At 66.3% G+C, this 21,805-nt stretch carries 22 protein-coding genes; 8 read left to right on the forward strand and 14 right to left on the reverse strand.

Features of this window, described 5'->3' with window-relative positions; all coding sequences use genetic code 11:
• Window positions 1-47 precede the first annotated feature (47 nt).
• Genes ACQCSZ_RS09170 through ACQCSZ_RS09215 form a run of 10 tightly spaced genes read right to left on the reverse strand, consistent with a single transcriptional unit; the run spans window position 48 to window position 8,167 of the window.
• Entirely contained in the window at window positions 48-488 is a 441-nt protein-coding gene (locus ACQCSZ_RS09170; protein ID WP_427007698.1) for a universal stress protein, read from the reverse strand.
• Window positions 485-1,123 carry a V-type ATP synthase subunit D gene (locus ACQCSZ_RS09175; RefSeq protein ID WP_427007699.1) on the reverse strand — a complete coding sequence of 213 codons (639 nt, stop codon included), beginning with the start codon at window positions 1,121-1,123 and terminating at the stop codon, window positions 485-487. The genes ACQCSZ_RS09170 and ACQCSZ_RS09175 overlap by 4 nt, the downstream gene beginning before the upstream one ends.
• Window positions 1,120-2,565, reverse strand: coding sequence for a V-type ATP synthase subunit B (locus tag ACQCSZ_RS09180; RefSeq protein ID WP_427007700.1), 1,446 nt, complete (start codon window positions 2,563-2,565; stop codon window positions 1,120-1,122). Before ACQCSZ_RS09180 ends, ACQCSZ_RS09175 begins: the two co-directional genes overlap by 4 nt.
• A complete protein-coding gene (locus ACQCSZ_RS09185) occupies window positions 2,562-4,310 on the reverse strand; it encodes a V-type ATP synthase subunit A (RefSeq protein WP_427007701.1) in 1,749 nt (582 codons plus the stop codon). Before ACQCSZ_RS09185 ends, ACQCSZ_RS09180 begins: the two co-directional genes overlap by 4 nt.
• Window positions 4,298-4,819: a hypothetical protein gene (locus tag ACQCSZ_RS09190; RefSeq protein ID WP_427007702.1), complete on the reverse strand. Its 522-nt coding sequence runs from the start codon at window positions 4,817-4,819 to the stop codon at window positions 4,298-4,300. The genes ACQCSZ_RS09185 and ACQCSZ_RS09190 overlap by 13 nt, the downstream gene beginning before the upstream one ends.
• Entirely contained in the window at window positions 4,816-5,040 is a 225-nt protein-coding gene (locus ACQCSZ_RS09195; RefSeq protein WP_427007703.1) for a V-type ATP synthase subunit F, read from the reverse strand. The genes ACQCSZ_RS09190 and ACQCSZ_RS09195 overlap by 4 nt, the downstream gene beginning before the upstream one ends.
• 17 nt (window positions 5,041-5,057) lie before the next feature.
• On the reverse strand, window positions 5,058-5,501 hold the full coding sequence (locus ACQCSZ_RS09200) for an ATP synthase subunit C (RefSeq protein ID WP_427007704.1): 444 nt from the start codon (window positions 5,499-5,501) through the stop codon (window positions 5,058-5,060).
• Window positions 5,498-6,823, reverse strand: a complete 1,326-nt coding sequence (locus ACQCSZ_RS09205; protein ID WP_427007705.1) for a V-type ATPase 116kDa subunit family protein — start codon at window positions 6,821-6,823, stop codon at window positions 5,498-5,500. Before ACQCSZ_RS09205 ends, ACQCSZ_RS09200 begins: the two co-directional genes overlap by 4 nt.
• Window positions 6,810-7,736 carry a hypothetical protein gene (locus ACQCSZ_RS09210; RefSeq protein ID WP_427007706.1) on the reverse strand — a complete coding sequence of 309 codons (927 nt, stop codon included), beginning with the start codon at window positions 7,734-7,736 and terminating at the stop codon, window positions 6,810-6,812. The genes ACQCSZ_RS09205 and ACQCSZ_RS09210 overlap by 14 nt, the downstream gene beginning before the upstream one ends.
• Window positions 7,733-8,167 carry a hypothetical protein gene (locus ACQCSZ_RS09215; RefSeq protein ID WP_427007707.1) on the reverse strand — a complete coding sequence of 145 codons (435 nt, stop codon included), beginning with the start codon at window positions 8,165-8,167 and terminating at the stop codon, window positions 7,733-7,735. The genes ACQCSZ_RS09210 and ACQCSZ_RS09215 overlap by 4 nt, the downstream gene beginning before the upstream one ends.
• Before the next feature lie 166 nt (window positions 8,168-8,333).
• Between ACQCSZ_RS09215 and ACQCSZ_RS09220 the strand changes: the two genes are divergently transcribed.
• Window positions 8,334-8,711: a hypothetical protein gene (locus tag ACQCSZ_RS09220; RefSeq protein WP_427007708.1), complete on the forward strand. Its 378-nt coding sequence runs from the start codon at window positions 8,334-8,336 to the stop codon at window positions 8,709-8,711.
• A 734-nt stretch (window positions 8,712-9,445) separates the two neighbouring features.
• On the opposite strand, the gene ACQCSZ_RS09225 is transcribed toward ACQCSZ_RS09220, so the two are convergent.
• The 3 genes from ACQCSZ_RS09225 to coaE all read right to left on the reverse strand — a co-directional run bounded on the left by ACQCSZ_RS09225 (window position 9,446) and on the right by coaE (window position 14,098).
• Window positions 9,446-10,474 carry a TerC family protein gene (locus tag ACQCSZ_RS09225; protein ID WP_427007709.1) on the reverse strand — a complete coding sequence of 343 codons (1,029 nt, stop codon included), beginning with the start codon at window positions 10,472-10,474 and terminating at the stop codon, window positions 9,446-9,448.
• A 178-nt stretch (window positions 10,475-10,652) separates the two neighbouring features.
• The gene (gene uvrB / locus ACQCSZ_RS09230; RefSeq protein WP_427007710.1) at window positions 10,653-12,734 is read right to left on the reverse strand and encodes an excinuclease ABC subunit UvrB; all 2,082 of its coding nucleotides are present in this window, start codon (window positions 12,732-12,734) and stop codon (window positions 10,653-10,655) included.
• A 62-nt stretch (window positions 12,735-12,796) separates the two neighbouring features.
• Complete coding sequence (gene coaE, locus ACQCSZ_RS09235) at window positions 12,797-14,098, reverse strand: dephospho-CoA kinase (protein ID WP_427007711.1); 1,302 nt, start codon at window positions 14,096-14,098, stop codon at window positions 12,797-12,799.
• Between the two features lie 22 nt (window positions 14,099-14,120).
• On the opposite strand from coaE, the gene ACQCSZ_RS09240 reads away from it, so the two are divergent.
• The gene (locus tag ACQCSZ_RS09240) at window positions 14,121-14,822 is read left to right on the forward strand and encodes an IMPACT family protein (RefSeq protein ID WP_427007712.1); all 702 of its coding nucleotides are present in this window, start codon (window positions 14,121-14,123) and stop codon (window positions 14,820-14,822) included.
• 713 nt (window positions 14,823-15,535) lie between these two features.
• Window positions 15,536-15,988, forward strand: coding sequence for a hypothetical protein (locus ACQCSZ_RS09245; RefSeq protein ID WP_427007713.1), 453 nt, complete (start codon window positions 15,536-15,538; stop codon window positions 15,986-15,988).
• A 241-nt stretch (window positions 15,989-16,229) separates the two neighbouring features.
• Here ACQCSZ_RS09245 and rpsA read toward each other — a convergent pair whose 3' ends face one another.
• Window positions 16,230-17,705, reverse strand: coding sequence for a 30S ribosomal protein S1 (gene rpsA, locus ACQCSZ_RS09250; protein WP_427007714.1), 1,476 nt, complete (start codon window positions 17,703-17,705; stop codon window positions 16,230-16,232).
• 325 nt (window positions 17,706-18,030) lie between these two features.
• Here rpsA and ACQCSZ_RS09255 point away from each other — a divergent pair, with 325 nt between their 5' ends.
• From ACQCSZ_RS09255 to ACQCSZ_RS09275, 5 genes are all read left to right on the forward strand, one after another.
• Window positions 18,031-18,198, forward strand: coding sequence for a recombinase family protein (locus ACQCSZ_RS09255; protein WP_427007715.1), 168 nt, complete (start codon window positions 18,031-18,033; stop codon window positions 18,196-18,198).
• 145 nt (window positions 18,199-18,343) lie between these two features.
• A complete protein-coding gene (locus ACQCSZ_RS09260; RefSeq protein ID WP_427007716.1) occupies window positions 18,344-19,462 on the forward strand; it encodes a metallophosphoesterase in 1,119 nt (372 codons plus the stop codon).
• A 156-nt stretch (window positions 19,463-19,618) separates the two neighbouring features.
• Window positions 19,619-20,968 (forward strand): YibE/F family protein, encoded by a 1,350-nt coding sequence (locus ACQCSZ_RS09265; RefSeq protein WP_427008295.1) that lies wholly within the window; start codon window positions 19,619-19,621, stop codon window positions 20,966-20,968.
• Between the two features lie 268 nt (window positions 20,969-21,236).
• A complete protein-coding gene (locus tag ACQCSZ_RS09270; protein ID WP_427007717.1) occupies window positions 21,237-21,554 on the forward strand; it encodes a metal-sensitive transcriptional regulator in 318 nt (105 codons plus the stop codon).
• Between the two features lie 18 nt (window positions 21,555-21,572).
• The gene (locus ACQCSZ_RS09275; protein ID WP_427007718.1) at window positions 21,573-21,800 is read left to right on the forward strand and encodes a heavy-metal-associated domain-containing protein; all 228 of its coding nucleotides are present in this window, start codon (window positions 21,573-21,575) and stop codon (window positions 21,798-21,800) included.
• The last annotated feature ends 5 nt before the right edge of the window (window positions 21,801-21,805 follow it).

A 21,805-nucleotide genomic window follows, 5' to 3' on the forward strand; every position in this document is an offset into this window, starting at 1 on the left:
CCAACGCCTGAGGAACGCCAGACCCTGGCCCTGTTCGGGCAGGGTACTCAGGATGCCCCGCGCAGCGGTACCACCATCACAGGGACGCCTGAGAACTCCAGAACCCGGAGGGTGTGACTGCCGATATAGGGCGTCGCGTTGCCGGGGCGGTCCACCAGTGCAACGACGACCAGTGCCGCTTTAACGGCACGGGCCTCGGCCAGGATCTCGGCCGCAACCCGGCCGGAGCGCTGGCTGAACGAGACGTCAACTCCCGCTGCGGCCCCCAGCGCGGCCACGTGGCTGAGCGCTGCTTCGGCTGCCAGATCGGCATGTCTTGCCAGGGTGGCCGGGTCAATGGCGCCGGGATGCCTGTCAAGCGCCCCGGGCTCCCTGACCGTCACGACCCTGAGACTTGCGCCGAGCCTGCGCGCATAGTCGACCGCCACTTCGGCGGCCCGGAACGCTGCCCGGGAGTCATTCACGGCCACCAGGATCACATCGCTCATGACACCCCTTTCGTGCCGGAAGCCTGCGCCGGCCTGCCTGCGTTCCCGGAGTTGCGGTCAGCGGCCCAGCGCAGGCGCAGGCTTTCTTCGAGTTCCTGCGCGTCAAGCTGCCGCCTGATATCCAGCAGCTCATTTTCCAGCCTGGGAATCCAGCGGTTTTCAACCGCCCGCTGCCGGGTCCGGGTCGCAGCAAGTTCGGCAGCCAGGAGCAGTTCCGCACGCTGGACCGCGGCGTAGCGCACGCCGGCTTCGAGAGCCTCGCGATGAACGACGGCAGTGTAGGCCAGGGCTGAGCTCCCGCCTGTCTGGGGCGCCGCCGGGAGCCTGCACTGGGGATCCTCCGGATACGGAACGCCCATCGCGCTGCCCCAGCGCAGCTGGACTCCGGCAGGCTCCGACGGGGCCGCTGCCTCCGCGTGTCCGCTTCCGTCCAGTGCGGCAGAGCGGCGCAGCCAGAGCGCGGCGTCCCTCGCGAGATCTTCCCACTCCGAGCGGGCCAGTTCCGCGCGGAGCTGAAGCCGTTCCAGCTCGTCCGCCAGAATGTGCTGCTTACGGTCCAGCAGACGGGCGCCGTGGCGGGCCGTCGTCAACCGGCGCTCGACCCGTACCCTGGCGGCCCGTCCCATGGCGCTCATGGCAGGTCATCGCTGTGGGGAAGGTATCGGTCCAGGAACGTGGTCGAGAGCATGGTCAGCTCCTGTTCAGGCAGCGCACCCAGCGCCGCCCACGCCCGGACCAGGGTATCGTCCAGGGACCGGATTTCGTCCCGTCCCTGGTTGAAGAGCCCGTTCTCCACCAGTGTCCGGTACCTGATGTAGCTGCGGTCGGTTTCGCTCAGCGCCGCCGCGCCCACCAGTTCGGCCAGCTCAGTGGCCTGCCGGGCGCGGGCCATGGCGGCCAGCACCTGGGCTGCCACGTCGAGATGGTCCTCACGCGTCCGGTCCTTGCCCGCGCCGCTGCGCATCAGCCGTGACAGCGAGGACAGGACGTCCACCGGCGGGTAGATGCCACGGGCGTCTATTTCGGGTGCAAGGACAATTTGGCCCTCGGTGATGTAGCCGGTCAGGTCCGGCACCGGGTGGGTGATGTCGCCGGCCGGCATCGTCAGCACCGGAACGATCGTTACCGAGCCAGCGTGGCCCTTGACCCGCCCGCAGCGCTCGTAGAGGGTGGCGAGGTCGCTGTACAGATAACCTGGGTAGCCCCGCCGGGCCGGGATTTCCCGCCGGGCCGCGGACACTTCGCGGACCGCCTCGGCGTAACTCGTCATATCCGACATGATCACCAGAACGTCGTGGCCCTCGGTGTAGGCGAGGTGCTCGGCGATGGTCAGGGCGATCCGCGGTGTAAGGATCCGTTCAATGACCGGATCGTCGGCGGCGTTCAGGAGGAGAACCAGCTCTCCCCCTGCCGAACGTTCTTCAAGACGGTCACGGACATACGCAATGTCCGCATGGGTCAAACCCATGGCAGCGAACACCACCCGGAACGGCTGGCCGCCGGAGGTGGCCTGCGCCGCGATCTGGGTCGCCAGCGTCAGGTGCGGGAGACCAGGTACGGAAAAGATGGGCAGTTTCTGCCCCCTGACCAGGGTGGTCAACCCATCGATGACCGAAATGCCGGTGAGAACCGGTTCCTGCGGGGGTTCCCGGTGGACCGGGTTCAGGGGCCAGCCGCTGACCGGAAGGGTTGCCGTGCCAGTCACCGGCGGTCCGCCGTCGAGCGGTTCGCCGCGTCCGTTGCAGACCCGCCCGAGCCATTCCGTTCCCACCTGGATGTGCAGGGGACGGCCCTCAAAGCGGATCCGGATCCCTCCGAGCGACATACCGTCGGTGCTTTCGAGCACCTGCAAGGTGGCCAGGTCCTGGTCCACTTCAAGGACGAGGCCGTGGCGGCGCTCGCCGCCGTCCATGTCAACGGTGGCAAATTCATCCCAGCCGACCCCCTCGATCCCGCCCGCAATGAGCAGGGGCCCGCGGAGCTCCCGCACGTCTCCATGGGAGATCCGGGCGGCGATGCCCCGGGACAGCGGCACGGGTCCGGCAACGACGGACGCTGGGCCTATTACATCGTTCATTGCAGGTCCTCCAAGGCCTTGAGCACCTCGCCGCTGCGGGCTTTGACAGCCGACGCGTCCGAGGGGCCCGTTTCTTCACGGGCCCGAAGGACCGGACCGAGATCGGCTTGCTCGATGGTGGTGGCTGCCACGCCGCCTCCCACGAGTCTCTGGCACGCATCGACGACGTCGAGCACGAGGTCCAGCAAGGCGGCGCCTTTCCCCGCAGAACAGAACCCATCGTTGGCGCTCAGCGCATTCTGCATCAGCACGCCGTCCCGGAGCAGGCGGCCGCCGAGCAGCACCATCCGTTCGTGGCCCGGCAACGACGAGGTCCCGATGATCTCCGCCAGTTCGGACAGCCGGTCCGATTCGGCCAGCAGGGCGGCGGCCCTGGCCCGGCGGGCGGCCCAGCCCGGATCCCCGTTGGCCGCATGCCAGATTCCGAGGGCTTCCGCATCGCGGGCAAAGGAGCCTGTCCAGCTCACGGCCGGATAATGACGGGAGTATGCCAGGTCCCGGTCCAGCATCCACAGGGACCGGACGAACCGCTGGGAGTCCGTGGTGACCGGCTCCGTCATGTCACCACCAGGCGGGGAAACCGCCCCGATCACTGTCACTGATGCAGTCTTCCCACCGAGCGTCGTGACACGGCCGGCCCGCTCGTAGAAAGAGGCCAGTTCGGACGCAAGATTGGCAGGGTATCCCTCCTCGGCAGGAAGGTCCCCGTTGCGGTTGGCGAATTCACGCAGCGCTTCGGCCCAGCGGGAGGTCGAGTCCGCGATCACGACGACGTCGTACCCCATATCGCGGTAGTACTCCGCCACCGTGATCCCGGTGAAGATGCTCGCCTCACGAGCCATCATGGGCATATTGGAGGTGTTGGCGATGATGACGGTACGGTCGATCAGCTTGCCCTCCGTGCGTCCGTCCTCCAACTGCGAGAGCCCGTCGAGGACGTCGGCCATTTCGTTGCCCCGTTCCCCGCAGCCCACATAGACGATGACATCTGCATCGCTCCACTTGGCAATCTGCTGCAGCATCATCGTCTTGCCCGTTCCGAATCCGCCCGGAACCGCCGCAGCAGCCCCGCGCGCCACCGGAAACATCAGGTCCAGGACCCGCTGGCCGGTGTGCAGCGGCACGGTGCCGCTGTGTCGGGACCGGAAAGGACGGGGCCGGCGCACCGGACAGCGTTCGGAGAGCGCCACCGCGTGGCCGCCGATCACGGCTACCGTATCGAGCACGTGGACCCGGCTCTCCGGCGCCAGCCAGCTCAGCTCACCGGACACGCCCGCCGGCACCAGGACCCGGTGCACTACTGACCCGGAATCCGGCACGATGCCAAGGATATCGCCGGGAGAGACGCTGGCACCGGCCACGGCTTCCGGTTTAAAGGTCCATTCGCGGGCCAGGACCGTGGGGTCCTCTGCGGATCCCGAGCGTTCCGGGGTCAGCCACATCGGCGCCGACGACAGCGGCCGCATCAGCCCGTCAAAGACCTGCCCGAGCAGGCCCGGACCCATCAGCCCAGACAGCTCGCCGCCGGTAGGGACAGCAGCATCGCCGGCTTTCAGCCCGCCGGTGTATTCGTAGGCCTGCAGCGTTGCCCGTGTCCCGGCAACGGCGACGGTCTCCGCGCTGATGCGCCGGGGGCCGACGGCGATCAGCTCAAGCATGGACAGCCCTTCCACCCCCTCGATTTCGACCAGCGGCCCGTTCACACGCACGACGGTGCCGTCCCGCCGAACTGCTACCGGGTCCACAACTCACGCACCTCAGGCATGGAATCCATCGTCATCCCGGCCAGGATTGGAAGGGAAAGATCCAGCCGACGCGAGCCGGCCTCCGCGACGACACCGCCCTCGGAGCTCTCGGAGACGACGGCGTCCGGCCCGAGCAGCTCGCGGCATTGGTCCGTCAGCCGAGTCACCAGCTCCGCGTACCGGGGATCTGACGTGAGTCCCGCCGCAGCCTCCCGCACCCGGCGGTGGAGTTCCAGCCGCAGGGAACTGCGCTGTGCCAGGACCAGCTCGTGTGCCTGCCGGCGCGCCCGCGCTGAGCGCAGTGCAGCCTCGGCGGCCGCGGCGGCCTCGCCCTCCGTGGCCGCGGCGGCGAGCATCCCTGCGGCTTCGGCCCGTGCGGCATCCAACAACGCGCTGGCCTGGCTGCTGGCGTCGTCGCGGAGCCCGGAGGCCTGCTTTTCGGCCGCCGCCCGGAGTGCCGTGCGCACTGGCTCCAATGCGGTGTCGGATTCCCGTGCCAGCCCGGTCATGCGGGAAGCACCACGGTCATGGGCGAGCGGGGATCGGCCAGAACCGGGTCCAGTGCGCGCGCGGAGCGGGGCGTGAGGATGACGATTGCCGTGTTTTTGGGCAGTGCCGTCCAGGCGCGGAGGATTTCCTCATCGGTGGAGCCTGCGAAGACGCTGACGCCGGCGAGACGGAACCCGTCCAAAAGGGCCTCCTCACCGATCGCGGCAATGGTTTCGGGCATCGTTCCAGCTCCCGCGCTCACGCCTTGCCGATAAGGATGATGGCGATGATCAGGCCGTAGATGGCGATCCCTTCCGCCAGACCGACCACAACCATCGCCCGGCCGAAGATTTCCGGGCGTTCACTCATGGCCGCCAGCGCCGCCGATCCGGTGTAGGCAACGGCAAATGCCGCACCGATAGAGGAACCGGCCACGGCGATCGCCGCCGCGATCAGCGCTGAGCCGCCGGCGCCGGCCGGTGTCTCCGTGGCTGCTGCGGCGATAGCCGGAGCCACCCCGCCCGATGCGGCCGCCGGGCCTGCACTCAGCGCGCCGGCCAGTAGGGCCAGGGATCCGCCCATCACGGCGACGTTGAGGGCTGCCAGAATCTTGAATGCCGACTTTCGCCAGCGCTTGACGAGGAGGATGGCTCCTGTTGCCGCGATGAGGAATACGGGAATGGTGCCGAACCAGAGGTTCACGGTAGTTGCCTTTCAGCCGGTGTGCCGGAGTGGACAATCGAAGGATCGGTGCCGGGGGCTCCGGCGGTGCTGAGCTCGGGTGACCACGGCTTGAAAGGGCGGCCCTCGGACTGGAAGATGCGGGAAAACAGTTCGTAGTATTCAAGGCGCAGGGCCTGGATTCCTGCCACCAGCGCTTCGAGCGCGAAGGTTACGGCATTGCCCACAATGAACAGCAGGACGGCTGCGGCGGCGCGCCAATCCGGTGCCCACAAGGCCGTCGTCCCGTTCCAGACCACCATCAGCAGCGCGGCGTGGGTCAGCCCGAAGGCAGCGAGGCGGGCAAAGGAGACAAGGTTCGAGCCCAGACGGATCACAGTGTCAACGAGTTCGATGATGGACTGGAAGACGGCGGTGACACCTCCTCCGGCTGCAACGAAGAGGCCGATGAAGATGAAGACCAGCGCGGCGAGAGAGACGATGACGGCGGCCGCCGTCAGTAGCCCGGTTCCTGTGCCGAGTCCCCAGACGAGAAGCCCCACGGCGAGGAATAGCAGGGAGCCGGCGATGCCGGAGCGGGCATACAGGGCGTATCCCCAGCCTCCCTCCCTGACGCGGTTGATAGTGCCGATGGCATAGGCGCCGGCAAGCAGGAACGCTCCGATCCCCAGTCCGGCCACCAGGAGCGGGACCGGGTTCGCCAAGGGCTCCAGCCACAGCACGGGCACCAACCCGGTGGGGCCGAAGGCCTCCCCGTAGAGCGCTCCGAAGACCATGGCAGTCAGCCCGGCTCCGCTCACGAAAAGCCAGGTTCTTTGGAGTTTGGCCAGTCTCTTGATGCGGCCGCCGCGCAACAGCAGACCGGCGGCCAGCAAGATCGCACCGTGTCCGACATCGCCGAACATCATCCCGAACATCAGGACATAGGCGATCCCGGCGAGGCGCGAAGGATCCAGATCCGCGTAGGGAACGGTTCCATAGGTATCCACGAGCGTCCGGGAGACGCTTGTTCGGCCCCCGCCGCTGAGCATCGTGGGAGGTTGGATCCACTTCGGCCGGGGCAGCGGGACGACCGCCGCCCCGAACGGGGCGAGCGCTGCCGTCAGCCACGGAATCCCGTGCCGGGGCATCCACCCCACCAGAGCCGCTGACGGCCCGGAGACGATAGCCGCCGCCACCGCTTTGTCCAGTTCCTCGGCGCCGTTACCGGGTTCGTACGGGAGGTCCAGTTCGACGAGGGCGCTGCGTGCCACTTCGATGAGCAGGCGCCGCCGGTCCTGCTCGGGCACCACCAGGGCCACCCGCTCCATCCGGACGGGAGCCAGGGATTCACGCCGCTTCATCGAGCACCTCGCTTGACCCGGCGCCCGCAGCAGCGGCAGTCAGCGCCGCCCGGACCCGCCACGCATCGATGGACAGGACCGCAATGGCGCCCAGCACAACGTCCGGACCGGGCATGGAACCGCGGAGCAGCCGGAAACCGTCCTGCTCCACCGCAGCGCACATCCGGGCCTCCGCACGCCACAGCTCCTTCGGTGACGCAATGCCAACAACCACCGTCCGCAGGGACGGCGGAAGCGCGGAAGAGAACCCGGCGATACTGGTGGCGCCTTCCCAGGAGCGGCCGAGAACTGGGCGCAACAGGTGAAGGACCGGCTCCGACGGGGCAACGCCGTCGACAGTCAGGATCCGGGCCGCGGTAAGGACACACACCGCACCACACCACGGCCGCGCCGGGGGTGCCACATCAGCCAGGCGGCGCGCCCAAACCACGGTCAGCGCGTCCCGGAGCGGGCCCAGGCCGGCAGCGCCGACATCACCCCAGGCCGTAGCGCGCAGGATCGTGGCGAGTTGTTCGCTCGATCCGGCCGAGCGCAACCGGGGCCATGCGGTCGCCAGGGCACCCAGGCGGTAGGGCTCGGGGCCATTTGCCCCGCCGGCGAGCTGGCGGGCCAAGGCCATGACGTTCTCGATTTCGAAAATCCCCGCAGCGGCCCGTGCGAGGGCGGTGCCCGGTGCCGGAAGCCACCCTGCCAGCACGCGCAGTTGCCACAGGACGGTCTCCTGAAGGGCGCGTTCGGCGGCCGCCAGTCCTGGCGCCCCGCTGAGACGCTCCGCATAGCTTGATTCCTGCAGCAAGGACAGCGCACGGTCCAGCGTCGGCTGGGATGCCATCGCCCGGCTGGCCCCGGCGCCCACGCGGCGCTGCGCCATGGACCGGGCCCGAACGGACGCCGCGACCCAGTCTGCGTTCATTTCGGACCGGTGCTCTGGGCAGCCAGCAGGGTGTCGATGACCTTGCCGACGACGGCCGGGATGCGAGCCAGCCCGGACTCTTCCAGCGCCGCGGCCTCACGCCGTGCCTGTTCCAGCAGTTGCATGTCCCGCTCAGAGGCGGACTGTTCGACCCGGGCGGCCGCCTTTGCGCGCTCGGCACCGGCTTCAAGCCGGGCCGCGGACACGATCGCGGCCGCTTGTGCGCGGGCCCGGGCCACGTCCCCTTCCGCGCTCAGGCGTGCTTCCTCAACGAGTGCCGCGCACGATGCGGCGTCGCCGGCCAGCGCGGCGAACACCGGCGCCAGTTCCGCGGCCGGGCCCTGGTCATCAGCAGCCGGCACGCCGGCCGGACCCGCCGGTCCCGGAGCGCCGACGGGCCTGAACCGGTCAAGAATACTCAATGGCGCCATCGCCCCTCCTCGGATTGTCCTCCGAGCCACAGTCTAGGCCCGGAGTTTCCCGTGTGAGGGGTGCTCATGGAACGTGACGCACATCAGCAACTACATATGTGCCCTTGCGCTCGCTAGAATTGGAAGAGCCGGAAGACCGCTCCGCTAATTGCGTGGAGGCAAGATCATGACGCGAAGCAACGAGTTTGATGAGCGCGGTGGCGAGCCGCGTAGCGGGAAGGATTCAGGGGATGCAGAGGTCCGCGGCCGTTATGTCGAAGGCAATTTCGGCGAGGCTGGCACTGAGGCCGGGCGCCGGGCTGGCGACGATGAAGGCCAGTACACCGAAGGCGACTATGGTGCTGCCGGCAGCGAGGGAGCTTTGACCGCTTCAACTGACAAAGAGACGGAAGAAGCCGGACGCTTTGTGGAGGCCGACTACGGTGCCGCCGGAACGGCTCTAGGCCGAACCGCAGGGACGGAAATCGGCCAATATACCGAGGGCGACTATGGTTCGGACGGAACCGTGGGCCCCCAGGGCAAGGGCGGATCCGACAAGGAGTGACGGCACCTCGGGTGTGGTGCCAACGTGGCGCCCTTAGGGCCCGGTAACCGTCCACAGCGGAAGCACTTTGCCTGAGCAGCTTCAGCCCCCGTTAACGGTCTGGAGCCTGTGTGCTCCCATTCAGGGACCGGCTTACCCACCAGAACGCGGAGCAAATCTCCACAGCCCCGACCAAGCGCGTCAGCCCAGGCCGCCCAGCGAAAAACTTGACCAGATCGCGCCACCGCTGCGGCCCGCAGATCCACGTCGTCATGTGTTGGGCCGGCACCAGCAGTCCCAGTGCCCCGTCACCGATCACCGCCACGGCCACCAGATCGACGATGCGGCGCCCGGAGGAACTATTGTTGTTGTACATTGAGTCAAATTAGCTCTGTGGGCGGGCACTGTCCACTGATCGGCCGCGGCCTGTGCGCCAACGGCTGGCCCGTCCATGTGCCGTACCGGACCGCCGGTGGTCTTCCACCTGTGGACGCCACCGCGTTTCAAAACCGGCAAGGGCTCCGCCGATACCGGGCTGTTGGGCGAGTTCGTCGGCCAGAACGCAGGCGGCGCCATCCCCAGGGAAGCTCCCTGCCCGGCCGGCAGGGAAACTAGCCTCTCCGTCCGCCAGCGGCAGAGGGCTGATCCTTCGTCAGCTAACCGCCAGATGGCCATTTCAACGCCCAAACCGGCCTCCCGGCCCCCAGCCCCTCGCAGGTGCCGGGGGCGCCGCCGGACGCCGGCCGGCCCCGTTGCTATCCGGCGTCGCTCAGGCTCGTGCGCGCGTCCTCTTCCAGCCGCGCGTCCAGCTTGGACTTGGTGGCCTTGGAACTGATCAGGCTTGCGATGACGGCCACGATGATCGTGCCGACGATCACCGCGAGGGAGAGATACGTGGGGATCTCCGGGGCCCACTCGATGTGCCGGCCGCCGTTGATGAACGGCAGTTCGTTGACGTGCATCGCGTGCAGGACCAGCTTGACGCCGATGAACGCGAGGATGACCGACAGTGCGTGCTTCAGGTAGATCAGCCGGTTCATCAGGCCGCCGAGCAGGAAGTAGAGCTGGCGCAGGCCCATCAGGGCGAAGATGTTGGCGGTGAAGACGATGAAGGCGCTCTGCGTCAGGCCGAAGATGGCAGGGATCGAATCCACCGCGAACAGCAGGTCCGTCATGCCGATCGTCACGAAGACAACCAGCATCGGCGTGAACAGCTTCTTGCCGTCGACGACGGTGCGCAGCTTGCCGCCGTCGAACTTCTCTGACATCGGCAGGATCCGGCGGATCCGGGCGATCAGCGGGTTTTCCTTGTCTTCCTCGTCCTCGCCCTCGTCCTGCGCCTGCTTCCAGGCGGTCCAGAGCAGGAAGGCGCCGAAGATGTAGAAGACCCAGCTGAACTGTTCGATGACGATCGCGCCGAGCATGATGAAGATGCCGCGCAGGATGAGCGCGATCATGATGCCCACCATGAGGACTTCCTGCTGGTACTTACGCGGTACCGAGAAGCGGGCCATGATGATGATGAACACGAACAGGTTGTCGATGCTCAGGCTGTATTCGGTCACCCAGCCGGCGACGAACTGCCCGCCGTATTCCGGACCGGTGAAGGCGAACATGGCGCCGGCAAAGACCAGGGCCAGGGCCACGTAGAAGGAAACCCACAGTCCGGCCTCCTTCATGGAAGGCTCGTGCGGGCGTTTGAGGACCAGCAGCAGGTCGATGGCGAGGATGATGCCGAGGACGACGAATGAGCCGATCTCGAACCAGAGGGGAAGGGGAGGCACGGAGCTACCTTTCGCAGGGTACAGCTAAGCGGTGTAAGTCTCTCCGACTGCCCGCGCATGTCCGGTACTGCGTACCTGGTGCTGCCTGGCTGCCCGCTACGCCCGGCACGGCGACTTCGCCGTGCGTGTTGACGATCGTAGCGTTTGGGATACTCCCCTACGTTCGAACTACTTTACCCTAGGCGTGCCCGGCGGACTGCATCTGCCGCAGTTCCTTCTTCAGCTCGCCCACCTCGTCGCGGAGCCTTGCGGCCAGCTCGAACTGGAGTTCCCCGGCGGCGGCGTGCATCTGTTCGGTGAGCTGCTCAATCAGCCCCACGAGGTCCTCGGCGGGGGCGGCGGCGAGCCCGTCGGCCCGGATGGTCGAGGCGCCCTTGCCCTTGCCGCGGTTCCTGCCCGCGGACGCCAGGAGCTCGCGGGTGTCCGCGTCCTCCTTGGCCAGCTGGTCCGTGATGTCGGCGATCTTCTTCCGCAGCGGCTGCGGGTCAATCCCGCGCTCGGTGTTGTACGCCACCTGGATGGCCCGGCGCCGGTTGGTCTCATCAATGGCGTGGGCCATCGAGTCCGTGATCCGGTCCGCGTACATGTGGACTTGGCCGGAGACGTTGCGGGCTGCCCGGCCGATCGTCTGGATCAGCGAGGTGGACGAGCGCAGGAAGCCTTCCTTGTCCGCATCCAGGATGCTGACGAGGGAGACCTCGGGCAGGTCGAGGCCTTCACGGAGCAGGTTGATGCCCACCAGCACGTCGAAGACACCCATCCGGAGTTCGCGGAGGAGTTCCACCCGGCGGAGGGTGTCCACGTCCGAGTGCAGGTACTCCACCTTGACGCCGTGGCCCAGCAGGTAGTCGGTGAGGTCCTCGGCCATCCGTTTGGTCAGCGTGGTCACCAGGACGCGTTCGTTCTTCCCGGTGCGGGTGCGGATCTCGCCGAGCAGGTCATCTATCTGGCCCTTGGTGGGCTTGACCACCACCTCGGGGTCGATCAGGCCGGTGGGCCGGATGATCTGCTGCACAAAGCCGTCAGCCTTGCCAAGCTCATACTTGCCCGGCGTAGCAGACAGGTAGACGGTCTGGCCCACGCGGTCGAGGAATTCGTCCCATTTGAGCGGACGGTTGTCCATGGCCGACGGCAGGCGGAAGCCGAAGTCCACGAGGTTCCGCTTGCGGGACATGTCGCCCTCGTACATGGCGCCGATCTGCGGCACGGTGACGTGGGATTCGTCGATCACCAGCAGGAAGTCGTCCGGGAAGTAGTCGATCAGGCAGTGCGGTGCGGTCCCCCGGGCGCGGCCGTCAATGTGTGACGAGTAGTTCTCAATGCCGTTGCAGAAGCCCATCTGCTGCATCATTTCAAGGTCGTAGTTGGTGCGCATCCGGAGCCGCTGGGCCTCCACCAGCTTGTTCTGGCTTTCCAGGACCTGCAGCCGCTCGGCGAGTTCATCCTCGATCCGCTTGATGGCCCGGGCCATCCGCTCGGGCCCGGCCACATAGTGCGAGGCCGGGAAGACGTACATCTCCGTCTCGTCCCGGATCAGCTCGCCGGTCAGCGGATGGAGAGTATGGATGTTCTCAATCTCGTCCCCGAAGAACTCGATCCGGAGCGCCAGTTCCTCGTACATCGGGATGATTTCCACGGTGTCGCCCCGGACCCGGAAGGTGCCGCGGTGGAAGTCCATGTCATTGCGGGTGTACTGCATGGCCACGAACTTGCGGAGGAGGTCGTCCCGGTTCATTTCCGCGCCCCGGCGGAGCGTCACCATCCCGGCGATGTATTCCTCCGGCGTGCCCAGGCCGTAGATGCAGGACACTGTGGCGACCACGATGACGTCGCGGCGGGTCAGCAGGGCGTTGGTGGCCGAGTGGCGGAGCCGTTCAACTTCCTCATTGACGGAGGAGTCCTTCTCGATGAAGGTGTCCGTCTGGGCCACGTACGCCTCGGGCTGGTAGTAGTCGTAGTAGGAGACGAAGTACTCCACCGCGTTGTTGGGCAGCAGTTCGCGGAACTCATTGGCCAGCTGCGCGGCGAGGGTCTTGTTCTGCACCATCACCAGGGTGGGCCGCTGGACCTGCTCGATCAGCCACGCCGTCGTCGCACTCTTGCCCGTACCGGTGGCGCCGAGCAGTACGACGTCCTTTTCGCCGTTCCTGATGCGTTCGGTGAGTTCCGCGATCGCGGCGGGCTGGTCACCCGCCGGCTGGAAGTCGCTGATGACCTCGAAGGGCGCCACGACGCGGTTGATTTCCTGGGCAAGACTCATGCATCTAATCTACCGCCGCCCGCCGGAAGCCACGCGGGATTCCGCTTTCGGCGGGACGCCGGTCACGCGTACGACGGCGGTTGCCAGCCGGTACGCTGCGCCCAGGCTTCCATCCTGGGGGCGGCGTATCCGGTGAGCCAGCCCTCCTTGTCCGCCGCGTAGCCCGCCGTCGACTTGTCCTCCCCGTGCAGCGCGGCAACCCGCCACTTCTCGGCCACGTAGTCCCGTCGGGCGTCGGCATCGGCCCGGAGCCAGTCCCGGAAGCACAGGGCATAGCGCCAGCCCGGCGAACCCGCGGCGCGCAGATGGATATTCACCGGCCGGCCGGGGTCCGCGCTGCCGTGCAGCCGCTTGCCCCAGTCCGCGGGGTCCGGGTGTGGGGGCCGGGGGGTGTCGGAGATGATGCCGGGCCAGCGCGGAAACCCGGCCGCGGCGAGGAGCGGCACGATCCGGTCCGCCGTCCCGAGGTCCCGCACGCTGAGCTGGAGGTCGATCACGTCCTTGGCCTCGAGCCCGGGGACGGCGGTGGAGCCGATATGGTCCACGGCGAGGATGTCCTGCGGCGCAGCCGCCTGCAGCCGGGCGGCCAGCCGGCGGGCCTGGCCCGCCCACTCCGGACTGGCGGCGCTGAGCACCGGCCCGCCCGGCCGGGCGGCGATCCGCTGCTGCGCCAGGTTGAGGGCAAACGGGGCCAGCCGCTGTTCCCACAGCGTGTCGACGGCGGCCCGGAGCTCGTCCCGGGTGCCGGAGTTCGCCAGGACGACGTCGGCGGCGGCCAGGCGTTCCTCGCGCGTGGCCTGCGCGGCCATCCGGGACCGGGCGTCCCCGACGGTCATGTTGCGGTGTTCCACCATGCGTTGCACACGCACATCGTCCGGCGCGTCCACCACCAGGACCAGATGGAAGCTGCTCCCCTGCCCGGTCTCCACCAGCAGCGGGATGTCCTGGACGACGACGGCTCCGCCAACGGCGGGGCTGACATGCGCGGGCGTGGCCTGCGCGGGGCTGACATGCGCGGGCGTGGCCTGCGCAGGGCTGGCCTGCGCGGCGGCGACCAGCGCGGCGGCGACCAGCGCGGCGGCGCGCTCCCGGACCAGCGGGTGGATGATGCCGTTCAGTACGGCCAGGCGTTCCGGGTTTCCGAAGACCACGGACCCCAGCCGGGGCCGGTCCAGGCTGCCGTCCGCCCTCAGCACCCCGGCGCCGAACGCGTCGACCACCCGTGCCAGTCCGGGCGTCCCCGGCTCCACGACCTCCCGGGCCAGCGCGTCCGCGTCCACGAGCACCGCCCCGAGTTCCCGCAGGCGCGAGGCCACCACTGACTTCCCTGAGGCGATGCCGCCCGTCAACCCGATCTTCAACACTCCACCAGACTAAGCTGATCCGGTGGCAGAAGACGCGGTTTCCCCCGGGAGCAGGGCCGCCGTGTACACCACACTGGCCGCCGGGCCCGCATTCCGGCACGAGATCGAGATCAAGAGGTCCCGGTTCATTACTGTCCTCGCCCGTACCGGCGACGAGGCCGGCGCCCGGTCCGTGGTCGCCGGGCTCCGCAAGGAATTCCATGACGCGCGGCACCACTGCTCGGCCTTCGTACTCGGGGCCGACCGTCAGGTCCAGCGCTCCAATGACGACGGCGAGCCGTCCGGAACCGCCGGCATCCCGATGCTCGAGGCCCTGCTGAAACGCGAAACCGGCCCGGGGCTGGCGGACCTCAGTGACGTGACCGCCGTCGTCGTCCGCTATTTCGGCGGGATCCTGCTCGGCACGGGCGGGCTGGTGCGCGCCTATTCCGAGTCGGTTTCCGGTGCCCTGGACCGCGCACCGCTCGTGCAGCGCCGCCGCCTGCGCATCTGTTCGGTCGCTGTGGCGCATGCGGCGGCGGGCCGGCTCGAGAATGATCTCCGCGCCGCCGGCTTTGTCATGGCCGAAACGAGCTACGGGGCACAGACAACGGTCCTCCGGCTTGCCCTCCCTGACGACCCCGAGGGACTGGCCGGGGCGGCGGAGCGGCTGGCGGCGCTGTCGGCCGGGAGCGCCTCGCTGCTGCCCGGAGAAACGGAATGGATCGACGTCCCCGGCAGCTGAGCAGGCCCGGCGCCCGCCCGGGACATGCCCCGCCTTGCCCGCGGCCACGGGACTTATTCCCTAAGTGTCCAGTGCCTGGGCCCAGGACTGGACATGTCCCCCCGGCCTGCTCGTGGGCACTGGACATGTCCCCCTTGGCTGGGCTGATCCGCGGGCCCGCGTAACAAAACGTTCCTGTTTCGGCGCTGAAGCGTGCGGGCCGCCCGATTTTGTCGGGTCCCGGAACATGGCCAGCGGAGCCATGCCCATAGCACGTCCCGACTTGAGATTACCTGAATTTTTGCCGAAATATACCCCTGACTCTTCTTTCGCTCGCACCATCGGACTATCGTTTTGTGTGGGCAAGCCCCACCGTAGAAGTCCGTTGATGCGAGATGAGGCGGGGCGTTGTTCCGGCACTACGCCAGGCGACGGATCACCGTTCCTGAACCTGGTCCGTAGGCGTTGTGGCAGGCGCGGGGGCGCCCCCACAACTCAATCACCGTTCCCTCAGCACGGCTGGGGCCGTGAAGGCAAAAATGGCAGGGCGCGGAGGTTCCCACGAAGCTGGGGCCAATAACCGCAGACAGACAACTGGGCAGGAACCCGCAGTTCCGCATGCGCGGCCACAGAGTGCCCGCGTGTGCTCGAAAAAACGGGTTCCCACCGTGATGGTGCATGCCCGGATCTGCCTGTGACTTCCATCAGGAATGAATCACAAGCGAGGAAAACTCATGAACGACGACAAACTCATGAAGAAGTCGATTCGATTGGTCGGTTCCACTCTGCTGGTCACAGGACTGGCCGTCGGCGGGGGCGCAGTGTCTGCGGGAGCAGCGTCGGCAGACACGGGCCAAGGGTCCCTCACGGTCGCCCATAACAACACCTGGGGCAACGGCAATTCGGGCCATAAGAAGGACTCCAGGGACAACAACAGGTCGTGGGAGCACAAGAAATCCAAGGACCGTGACGACCGCGACTCCTGGCGGAACCACGACTGGAAGAAGGGTTGGTTTGACAACCACAAGCGCTGGCACGATCGGGACGATGACCATGGTTGGCGTGATAACGACGGCAACTGGCGCTCGGACGACGACTTCGGCGGTTGGTGGATCGGCGACGACGGCTGCTGGCACAACAGGGACGGCTGGAAGGACCACGGCGGTCGCTGGCACTGGAACCGGTAGAGGCATTAACCACAGCCAGCCACAGGGCAGTTGAGCGGTAGTTCCCGCGTCCCAGGGACCAACTGTGATTGAGGGGCACACTGAGGGCGTTGCCTTTCCGGCAATGCCCTCAGCCCTGAGGAAATATCCTCAACCGAAAGGTGGCCGCCCCCTCGGGGACAGCCACCTTCAGCGTGCGGAGCGTTCCGCGAACTAAGCGCCTGATCTCACGGAGCGGAACTCCGGGAGAAGGTCAGGCAAATCAGTTGCCGGTCAGCTTCTCGCGCAGTGCTGCAAGAGCCTCGTCGGAAGCAAGCGTGCCTGCACCGGCGTCGGCCGTGGCCGGCTCGGAGGAGTAGCTGGTGGTGCCGGAATCGCCGTCACCGGACGTTGCAGCGGCAGCGTCGTCGGCGGCGTGCTGGGTAACCTGCTTCTTGTGGGCTTCCCAGCGGGTCTGGGCGTCGGCGTACTGCTGCTCCCAGGCGGCGCGCTGCGCCTCGTAGCCTTCAAGCCACTCGTTGGACTCCGGGTCGAAGCCCTCCGGGTACTTGTAGTTGCCCTCTTCGTCGTACTCGGCGGCCATGCCGTAGAGAGCCGGATCGAATTCGGTGCTGTCGGCGTCGACACCCTCGTTGGCCTGCTTGAGGGAGAGGGAGATGCGGCGGCGCTCGAGGTCGATGTCGATGACCTTGACGAACAGCTCGTCGCCAACGGAGACAACCTGCTCGGCCAGCTCAACGTGGCGGACGGCGAGCTCGGAGATGTGGACCAGGCCTTCGATGCCGTCTTCAACGCGAACGAACGCGCCGAACGGAACCAGCTTGGTGACCTTACCCGGAACAACCTGCCCGAGGGCGTGGGTGCGGGCGAAGGTCTGCCACGGATCTTCCTGCGTGGCCTTGAGCGACAGGGAAACACGCTCGCGGTCCAGGTCGACCTCGAGAACCTCGACGGTGACTTCCTGGCCGACTTCGACAACCTCGGACGGGTGGTCGATGTGCTTCCAGGACAGCTCGGAAACGTGCACCAGGCCGTCTACGCCGCCCAGGTCCACGAAGGCACCGAAGTTGACGATGGAGGAAACGACGCCGGGACGGACCTGGCCCTTTTCCAGCTTGTTGAGGAACGTGGAGCGGACCTCGGACTGGGTCTGCTCGAGCCAGGCACGGCGGGACAGCACAACGTTGTTGCGGTTCTTGTCCAGCTCGATGATTTTGGCTTCGATCTTCTGACCGATGTACGGAGCAAGGTCGCGCACACGGCGCATCTCGACGAGGGATGCGGGCAGGAAGCCGCGCAGACCGATGTCGAGGATAAGACCACCCTTGACAACCTCGATGACGGTACCGGTAACGACACCGTCCTCTTCCTTGACCTTCTCGATGTCGCCCCAGGCACGCTCGTACTGAGCACGCTTCTTGGAGAGGATCAGGCGGCCTTCTTTGTCTTCCTTGGTGAGCACCAGGGCTTCGACCAGATCACCGACGGAGACGACGTCTCCGGGATCAACGTCGTGCTTGATGGAAAGCTCGCGGGAGGGGATGACACCTTCGGTTTTGTAACCGATGTCGAGCAGGACTTCGTCGCGGTCGACCTTGACGACGGTACCTTCGACGAGATCTCCGTCGTTGAAGTACTTGATGGTGGCGTCGACTGCTGCGAGGAAGTCCTCAGCGGTACCGATGTCGTTAATCGCGACGACGGGGGTACCGGGCTTCTCGGTGGAGGTGATGGTCATGTAGTAGGGGCTCCGTTGTGGATAGTAAGTCGGTCAGGAGAACCGCATCGCCCGCATTATGGAATGCAGGCCAAGAACACGGCAGATCAAATGGCGATCGGCCAGGTCATCCTGGTTGTGGATTAATTATGGATTCCAGCTGCGCGCACGTAGTACGCGCCCGTTCATTCTAGTCGTATCCCGCAACGCCGGTCAAAGCGCTGACCTTCGAAATCAGCGACTTTGCGTTCAGAAGTGACTCAGGCGGTGCGGCACGCAATCCTCGGCGGCGTTCATGGCGGTAGCGTGGCCCTCGCCGACGTCCACCCCTGCCAAATGTATCTACGTGGATAAGAAATCCGGGTCCACCACCAACCAGCCGGGACTCCACGAAGGCCTCGACCAGGCCCGCGACGGGGATGTGATCGTCGTGCACACCCGGGACCGGCTGGGCCGCACCGTCCGGGACACCCTGAATCTCATCCACGACCTGGCCGACCACGGCGTGGGGTGAGGAAGCACCTACGCGAACAGGGGCTCGCCATCTTGGTTGAGGCTCTGGCCCTATCCTTCAGCCGGGCATTACTCTGGGCCTGTCAGTTGTCCTTTGGCCACGGCCTGATCCGCGGCGTCAGGTTCCGTACAGCGATGAGAGGGCCATGACCGAACCGTCGAAACAGCGGAGGAAGGCAGGCCTGATTCCGGCCGCCGCCCTGACCCTGGCTTTGTTGCTGGCCGGCTGCCAGCCGGGACCGCCGCAACCCCCGCCGTCTACGCCTCCGGGGACGTCCGGTCCGCCGGAAACGTCCAGTCCGACCGGGACGTCCAGTCCCCCGCCCGGCCCCTCTGAGCCGGCGGGACGCTCTGTCCATTTCACCGCCCAGGGCGACATCGGCGTCAGCACTGGCGCCCGGAAGGTTCTCGACACTATCGCAGGCCTCCGGCCCGAGCTGAATCTCGCGCTCGGCGACTTCAGTTACAAGGCCGGCATCGAGCAGGAGTTCTGCGACATGGTCACGGGCAAGCTGGGGGCCGACTTTCCCTACCAGGTGGTCACTGGTAACCATGAAAGCGACGGCCACGACGGGGACATCGCGAACATCGTCAAGTGCCTGCCCAACAGGCTGCCCGGACTCCAGGGGGATTACGGAACGCAGTGGTACGTGGATTACCCGGAGCAGAATCCCCTGGTGCGGATCATCATGGTGTCTCCGGGAATCGACTTCCATGACGGGAAACCCTTGGATTATTCGGAGAACAGCGAGCGGTGGCGGTGGACCGAGGAAGCCCTGGACGGGGCAGGGCCCAAGGGGATTCCTTGGACAGTGGTGGGCATGCACACGCCCTGTTTGGGCGTGGGCAGATACGACTGCCAGGCCGGCAGGGAGTTCACGAATATGCTGATGGACAAGAAGGTGGATCTGGTGCTGACGGGCCATGACCACACTTATCAGCGGACCCATCAGCTGGGAGTTGGCATTCCTTGTCCCAACCTGGTCCCGAATACTTTTTCGACAGGCTGCATCGCCGATCCAGATGCAGGCATGGAGCAAGGAGCCGGAACCGTTTTTGTCACGGTGGGAACGGGCGGAGTCGGTCTCTACGAAGTAAATGACGATGATCCCGAAGCACGGTATTTCGCCTCCTGGTCCGGCAGGAACCGTGATCCGGCCCTGGGCACCCTGGACGTGACCGCCACGGCCGGCCGGCTCTCCGCCAGGTTTGTCCCGGCTGACGGCTACACCTTCACAGATGCCTTCACCATCGAGGGCAAATAGCTCTTCCATTGCCGCTCGGCGATGAGGGCGGCCCGGACACTTGTTGGGTCAGCGCCAGGGAGCCGTGCACCGTAAAGTACAACGGATGAGGTTGAACTGCTGATGGACCATGGACATGCCCACTCCCATGCCGAGCCTGATCCGTCACCTAAGGCGATGGCCGTGCGGCGGCGGGCAAACCGGCTGCTTTTCGCCGTCCTGGCGCCACTGACTCTGCTCACATTGGCCGCCATGATCCTGATGTGGCCCTCGGGCAACAAGGACGGTATCACGCTTGCCAACCCGTACGCCGGTGCGCCCGGAGCGACCTTCGCGAGCGGCAAGATCCAGCGCGTAGTTCAGGAAAGCTGCACGCAGGGAGCCAACCAGGATACCCAGGTGCAGAGGGGCTCAGAATGCGTGTTTGCGTTTACCGAGCCGGACAAGGGCGGCAGCCCGGTCAAAGTGATCATCAACCCGGACGTCGCGAAGTCCCATGGTGTAAAAGCCGGAGACAACATCAGTTACCTGGATTTGACCGCATCCCCGGGCGCCGCCGCCAGCCAAACCACACCGCTATACATCTTTGTGGACTTCGTTCGTACCGTGCCGATTCTCCTGCTGGCCATCCTGTATTCCGTTGTGGTGATCGCCGTGGCCCGCTGGCGCGGGCTCCGGGCACTGATCGGACTGGTGGGCGCATTTGCCGTGCTGGCGGGATTCATGCTTCCTGGTCTGGTGGAAGGCAAACCCCCGCTGCTGCTGGCACTGGTGGGATCCACCGTGATCATGATCGGCATGCTGTACTTCGCCCATGGGTTCTCCGCCCGCACGTCCACGGCCCTGCTGGGGACCATGTTCGGGCTGGGCATCACTGCACTGCTGGCCGCCTGGACAACGGATGCCGCGAATCTTTGGGGTGCGGCGAGCTCCGAAGCCGCCACCTTGTCCAACATTTCGGGCAACATCTCCATCTCCGGCATCATCCTGTGCGGGCTCATCATTTCCGGACTCGGGGTGCTGAACGACGTCACCATCGCGCAATCATCTTCCGTGTGGGAACTCTACGAACTCGCTCCGGAAACCTCCGCGCGCAAGCTCTTCGCGTCTGCCATGCGGATCGGCCGCGATCACATCGCCTCCACTGTCTACACGATCGCGTTCGCCTACGCGGGGGCCGCCTTACCCATCATGATCATGGTGATGCTCTACGACCGGCCCCTGGGGGAGGCACTGACCAGTGCCGAAATGTCGGAGGAGGTGGTTCGGACCCTGGTCGGCTCCGTAGGGCTGGTACTTGGTATCCCCGTCACCACCCTCATCGCCGTGTTGGTAGTCAAGGCAACCGGTACCCGGGGCTCCGTCCAGCCTGCTACCTCCAATGGACCAAACCGTGCCCGGCATACAAGCACTGCGGCCCTGCCCGAGGAGAGCGACGCACTGCCGTTAAGCGCCCCCTTGACACGCCAGCGGAACGCACATCTCTCCGCGCCGCAGGGCGAACCCGCTCGGACCCCTAAGGGCTGAAGCCGCTTCTCAAACGAAGGTGCTCGGCAACCCAAGGGGCTCCCGATCTGCCCCGGTAACGACGCCGGTCACGCCCAGACCGGATCCGGTCAGCACAGTTCCCCTGCCAGGCGAACTGCCCTTCCCGGCTACCTGAGTAGCCGGCGCGTTCATCCGCCTGCTTCTCTGGCCTGTCTGCCATATTGCTGGGCCCTTCGCGACCGTGGGCCAAGCGTTTGTCAGATACCCCATGGGGGTATAAAATGAGTTCATGTCAGAAGGAGAAGCCATGAGCGAAACTGCCGAGTCCAGCCTCGCCCTCCCGGCGCAACATGGGTACACCGCGGACAAGGCTGCCTACCTGCGGCGGCTCAAGCGCATTGAGGGTCAGGTGCGGGGTATTGCCCGGATGGTCGATGAGGACGCGTACTGCATCGATGTCCTGACCCAGGTCGCGGCCGTTAACAAGGCACTGCACGCCGTCAGCATCGGGCTGCTCGAAGAGCACATCGGGCATTGCGTGGTCAATGCGGCTGCCGAATCCGCAGAAGCAGGCGGCGCGAAGGTCAAGGAAGCATCAGACGCCATCGCGCGCCTGCTGCGCTAGGAACAAGGGAGAATCACCATGAGCATCAATACGACTGTCAACATTTCGGGGATGGACTGCAGCCACTGCGTTGCCTCGGTCACCGAGGAACTGCAGGAACTCGACGGCGTCGAAAACGTCACTGTGGACCTGAACAAGGACGGTATTTCCGTTGCCACCATCACCTCCGCCGCGGAGCTTGATCCGAAGGATATCGGCGAGGCTGTCGCGGAGGCCGGTTACGTCGTCGTGGCCGCCGGAGCGTGAAAGTG

Source organism: Pseudarthrobacter sp. H2, assembly GCF_050157045.1.
Taxonomy (GTDB): Bacteria; Actinomycetota; Actinomycetes; order Actinomycetales; family Micrococcaceae; genus Arthrobacter.

Excerpts from the sequence above, each read along its gene's own strand:
- ACQCSZ_RS09170 (WP_427007698.1), bottom strand. The coding sequence starts at position 488 with ATGAGCGATGTGATCCTGGTGGCCGTGAATGACTCCCGGGCAGCGTTC.
- ACQCSZ_RS09175 (WP_427007699.1), bottom strand. The coding sequence starts at position 1,123 with ATGAGCGCCATGGGACGGGCCGCCAGGGTACGGGTCGAGCGCCGGTTG.
- ACQCSZ_RS09180 (WP_427007700.1), bottom strand. The coding sequence starts at position 2,565 with ATGAACGATGTAATAGGCCCAGCGTCCGTCGTTGCCGGACCCGTGCCG.
- ACQCSZ_RS09190 (WP_427007702.1), bottom strand. The coding sequence starts at position 4,819 with ATGACCGGGCTGGCACGGGAATCCGACACCGCATTGGAGCCAGTGCGC.
- ACQCSZ_RS09195 (WP_427007703.1), bottom strand. The coding sequence starts at position 5,040 with ATGCCCGAAACCATTGCCGCGATCGGTGAGGAGGCCCTTTTGGACGGG.
- ACQCSZ_RS09205 (WP_427007705.1), bottom strand. The coding sequence starts at position 6,823 with ATGAAGCGGCGTGAATCCCTGGCTCCCGTCCGGATGGAGCGGGTGGCC.
- ACQCSZ_RS09210 (WP_427007706.1), bottom strand. The coding sequence starts at position 7,736 with ATGAACGCAGACTGGGTCGCGGCGTCCGTTCGGGCCCGGTCCATGGCG.
- ACQCSZ_RS09215 (WP_427007707.1), bottom strand. The coding sequence starts at position 8,167 with ATGGCGCCATTGAGTATTCTTGACCGGTTCAGGCCCGTCGGCGCTCCG.
- ACQCSZ_RS09220 (WP_427007708.1), top strand. The coding sequence starts at position 8,334 with ATGACGCGAAGCAACGAGTTTGATGAGCGCGGTGGCGAGCCGCGTAGC.
- uvrB (WP_427007710.1), bottom strand. The coding sequence starts at position 12,734 with ATGAGTCTTGCCCAGGAAATCAACCGCGTCGTGGCGCCCTTCGAGGTC.
- ACQCSZ_RS09245 (WP_427007713.1), top strand. The coding sequence starts at position 15,536 with ATGAACGACGACAAACTCATGAAGAAGTCGATTCGATTGGTCGGTTCC.
- rpsA (WP_427007714.1), bottom strand. The coding sequence starts at position 17,705 with ATGACCATCACCTCCACCGAGAAGCCCGGTACCCCCGTCGTCGCGATT.
- ACQCSZ_RS09260 (WP_427007716.1), top strand. The coding sequence starts at position 18,344 with ATGACCGAACCGTCGAAACAGCGGAGGAAGGCAGGCCTGATTCCGGCC.
- ACQCSZ_RS09265 (WP_427008295.1), top strand. The coding sequence starts at position 19,619 with ATGGCCGTGCGGCGGCGGGCAAACCGGCTGCTTTTCGCCGTCCTGGCG.
- ACQCSZ_RS09270 (WP_427007717.1), top strand. The coding sequence starts at position 21,237 with ATGAGCGAAACTGCCGAGTCCAGCCTCGCCCTCCCGGCGCAACATGGG.
- ACQCSZ_RS09275 (WP_427007718.1), top strand. The coding sequence starts at position 21,573 with ATGAGCATCAATACGACTGTCAACATTTCGGGGATGGACTGCAGCCAC.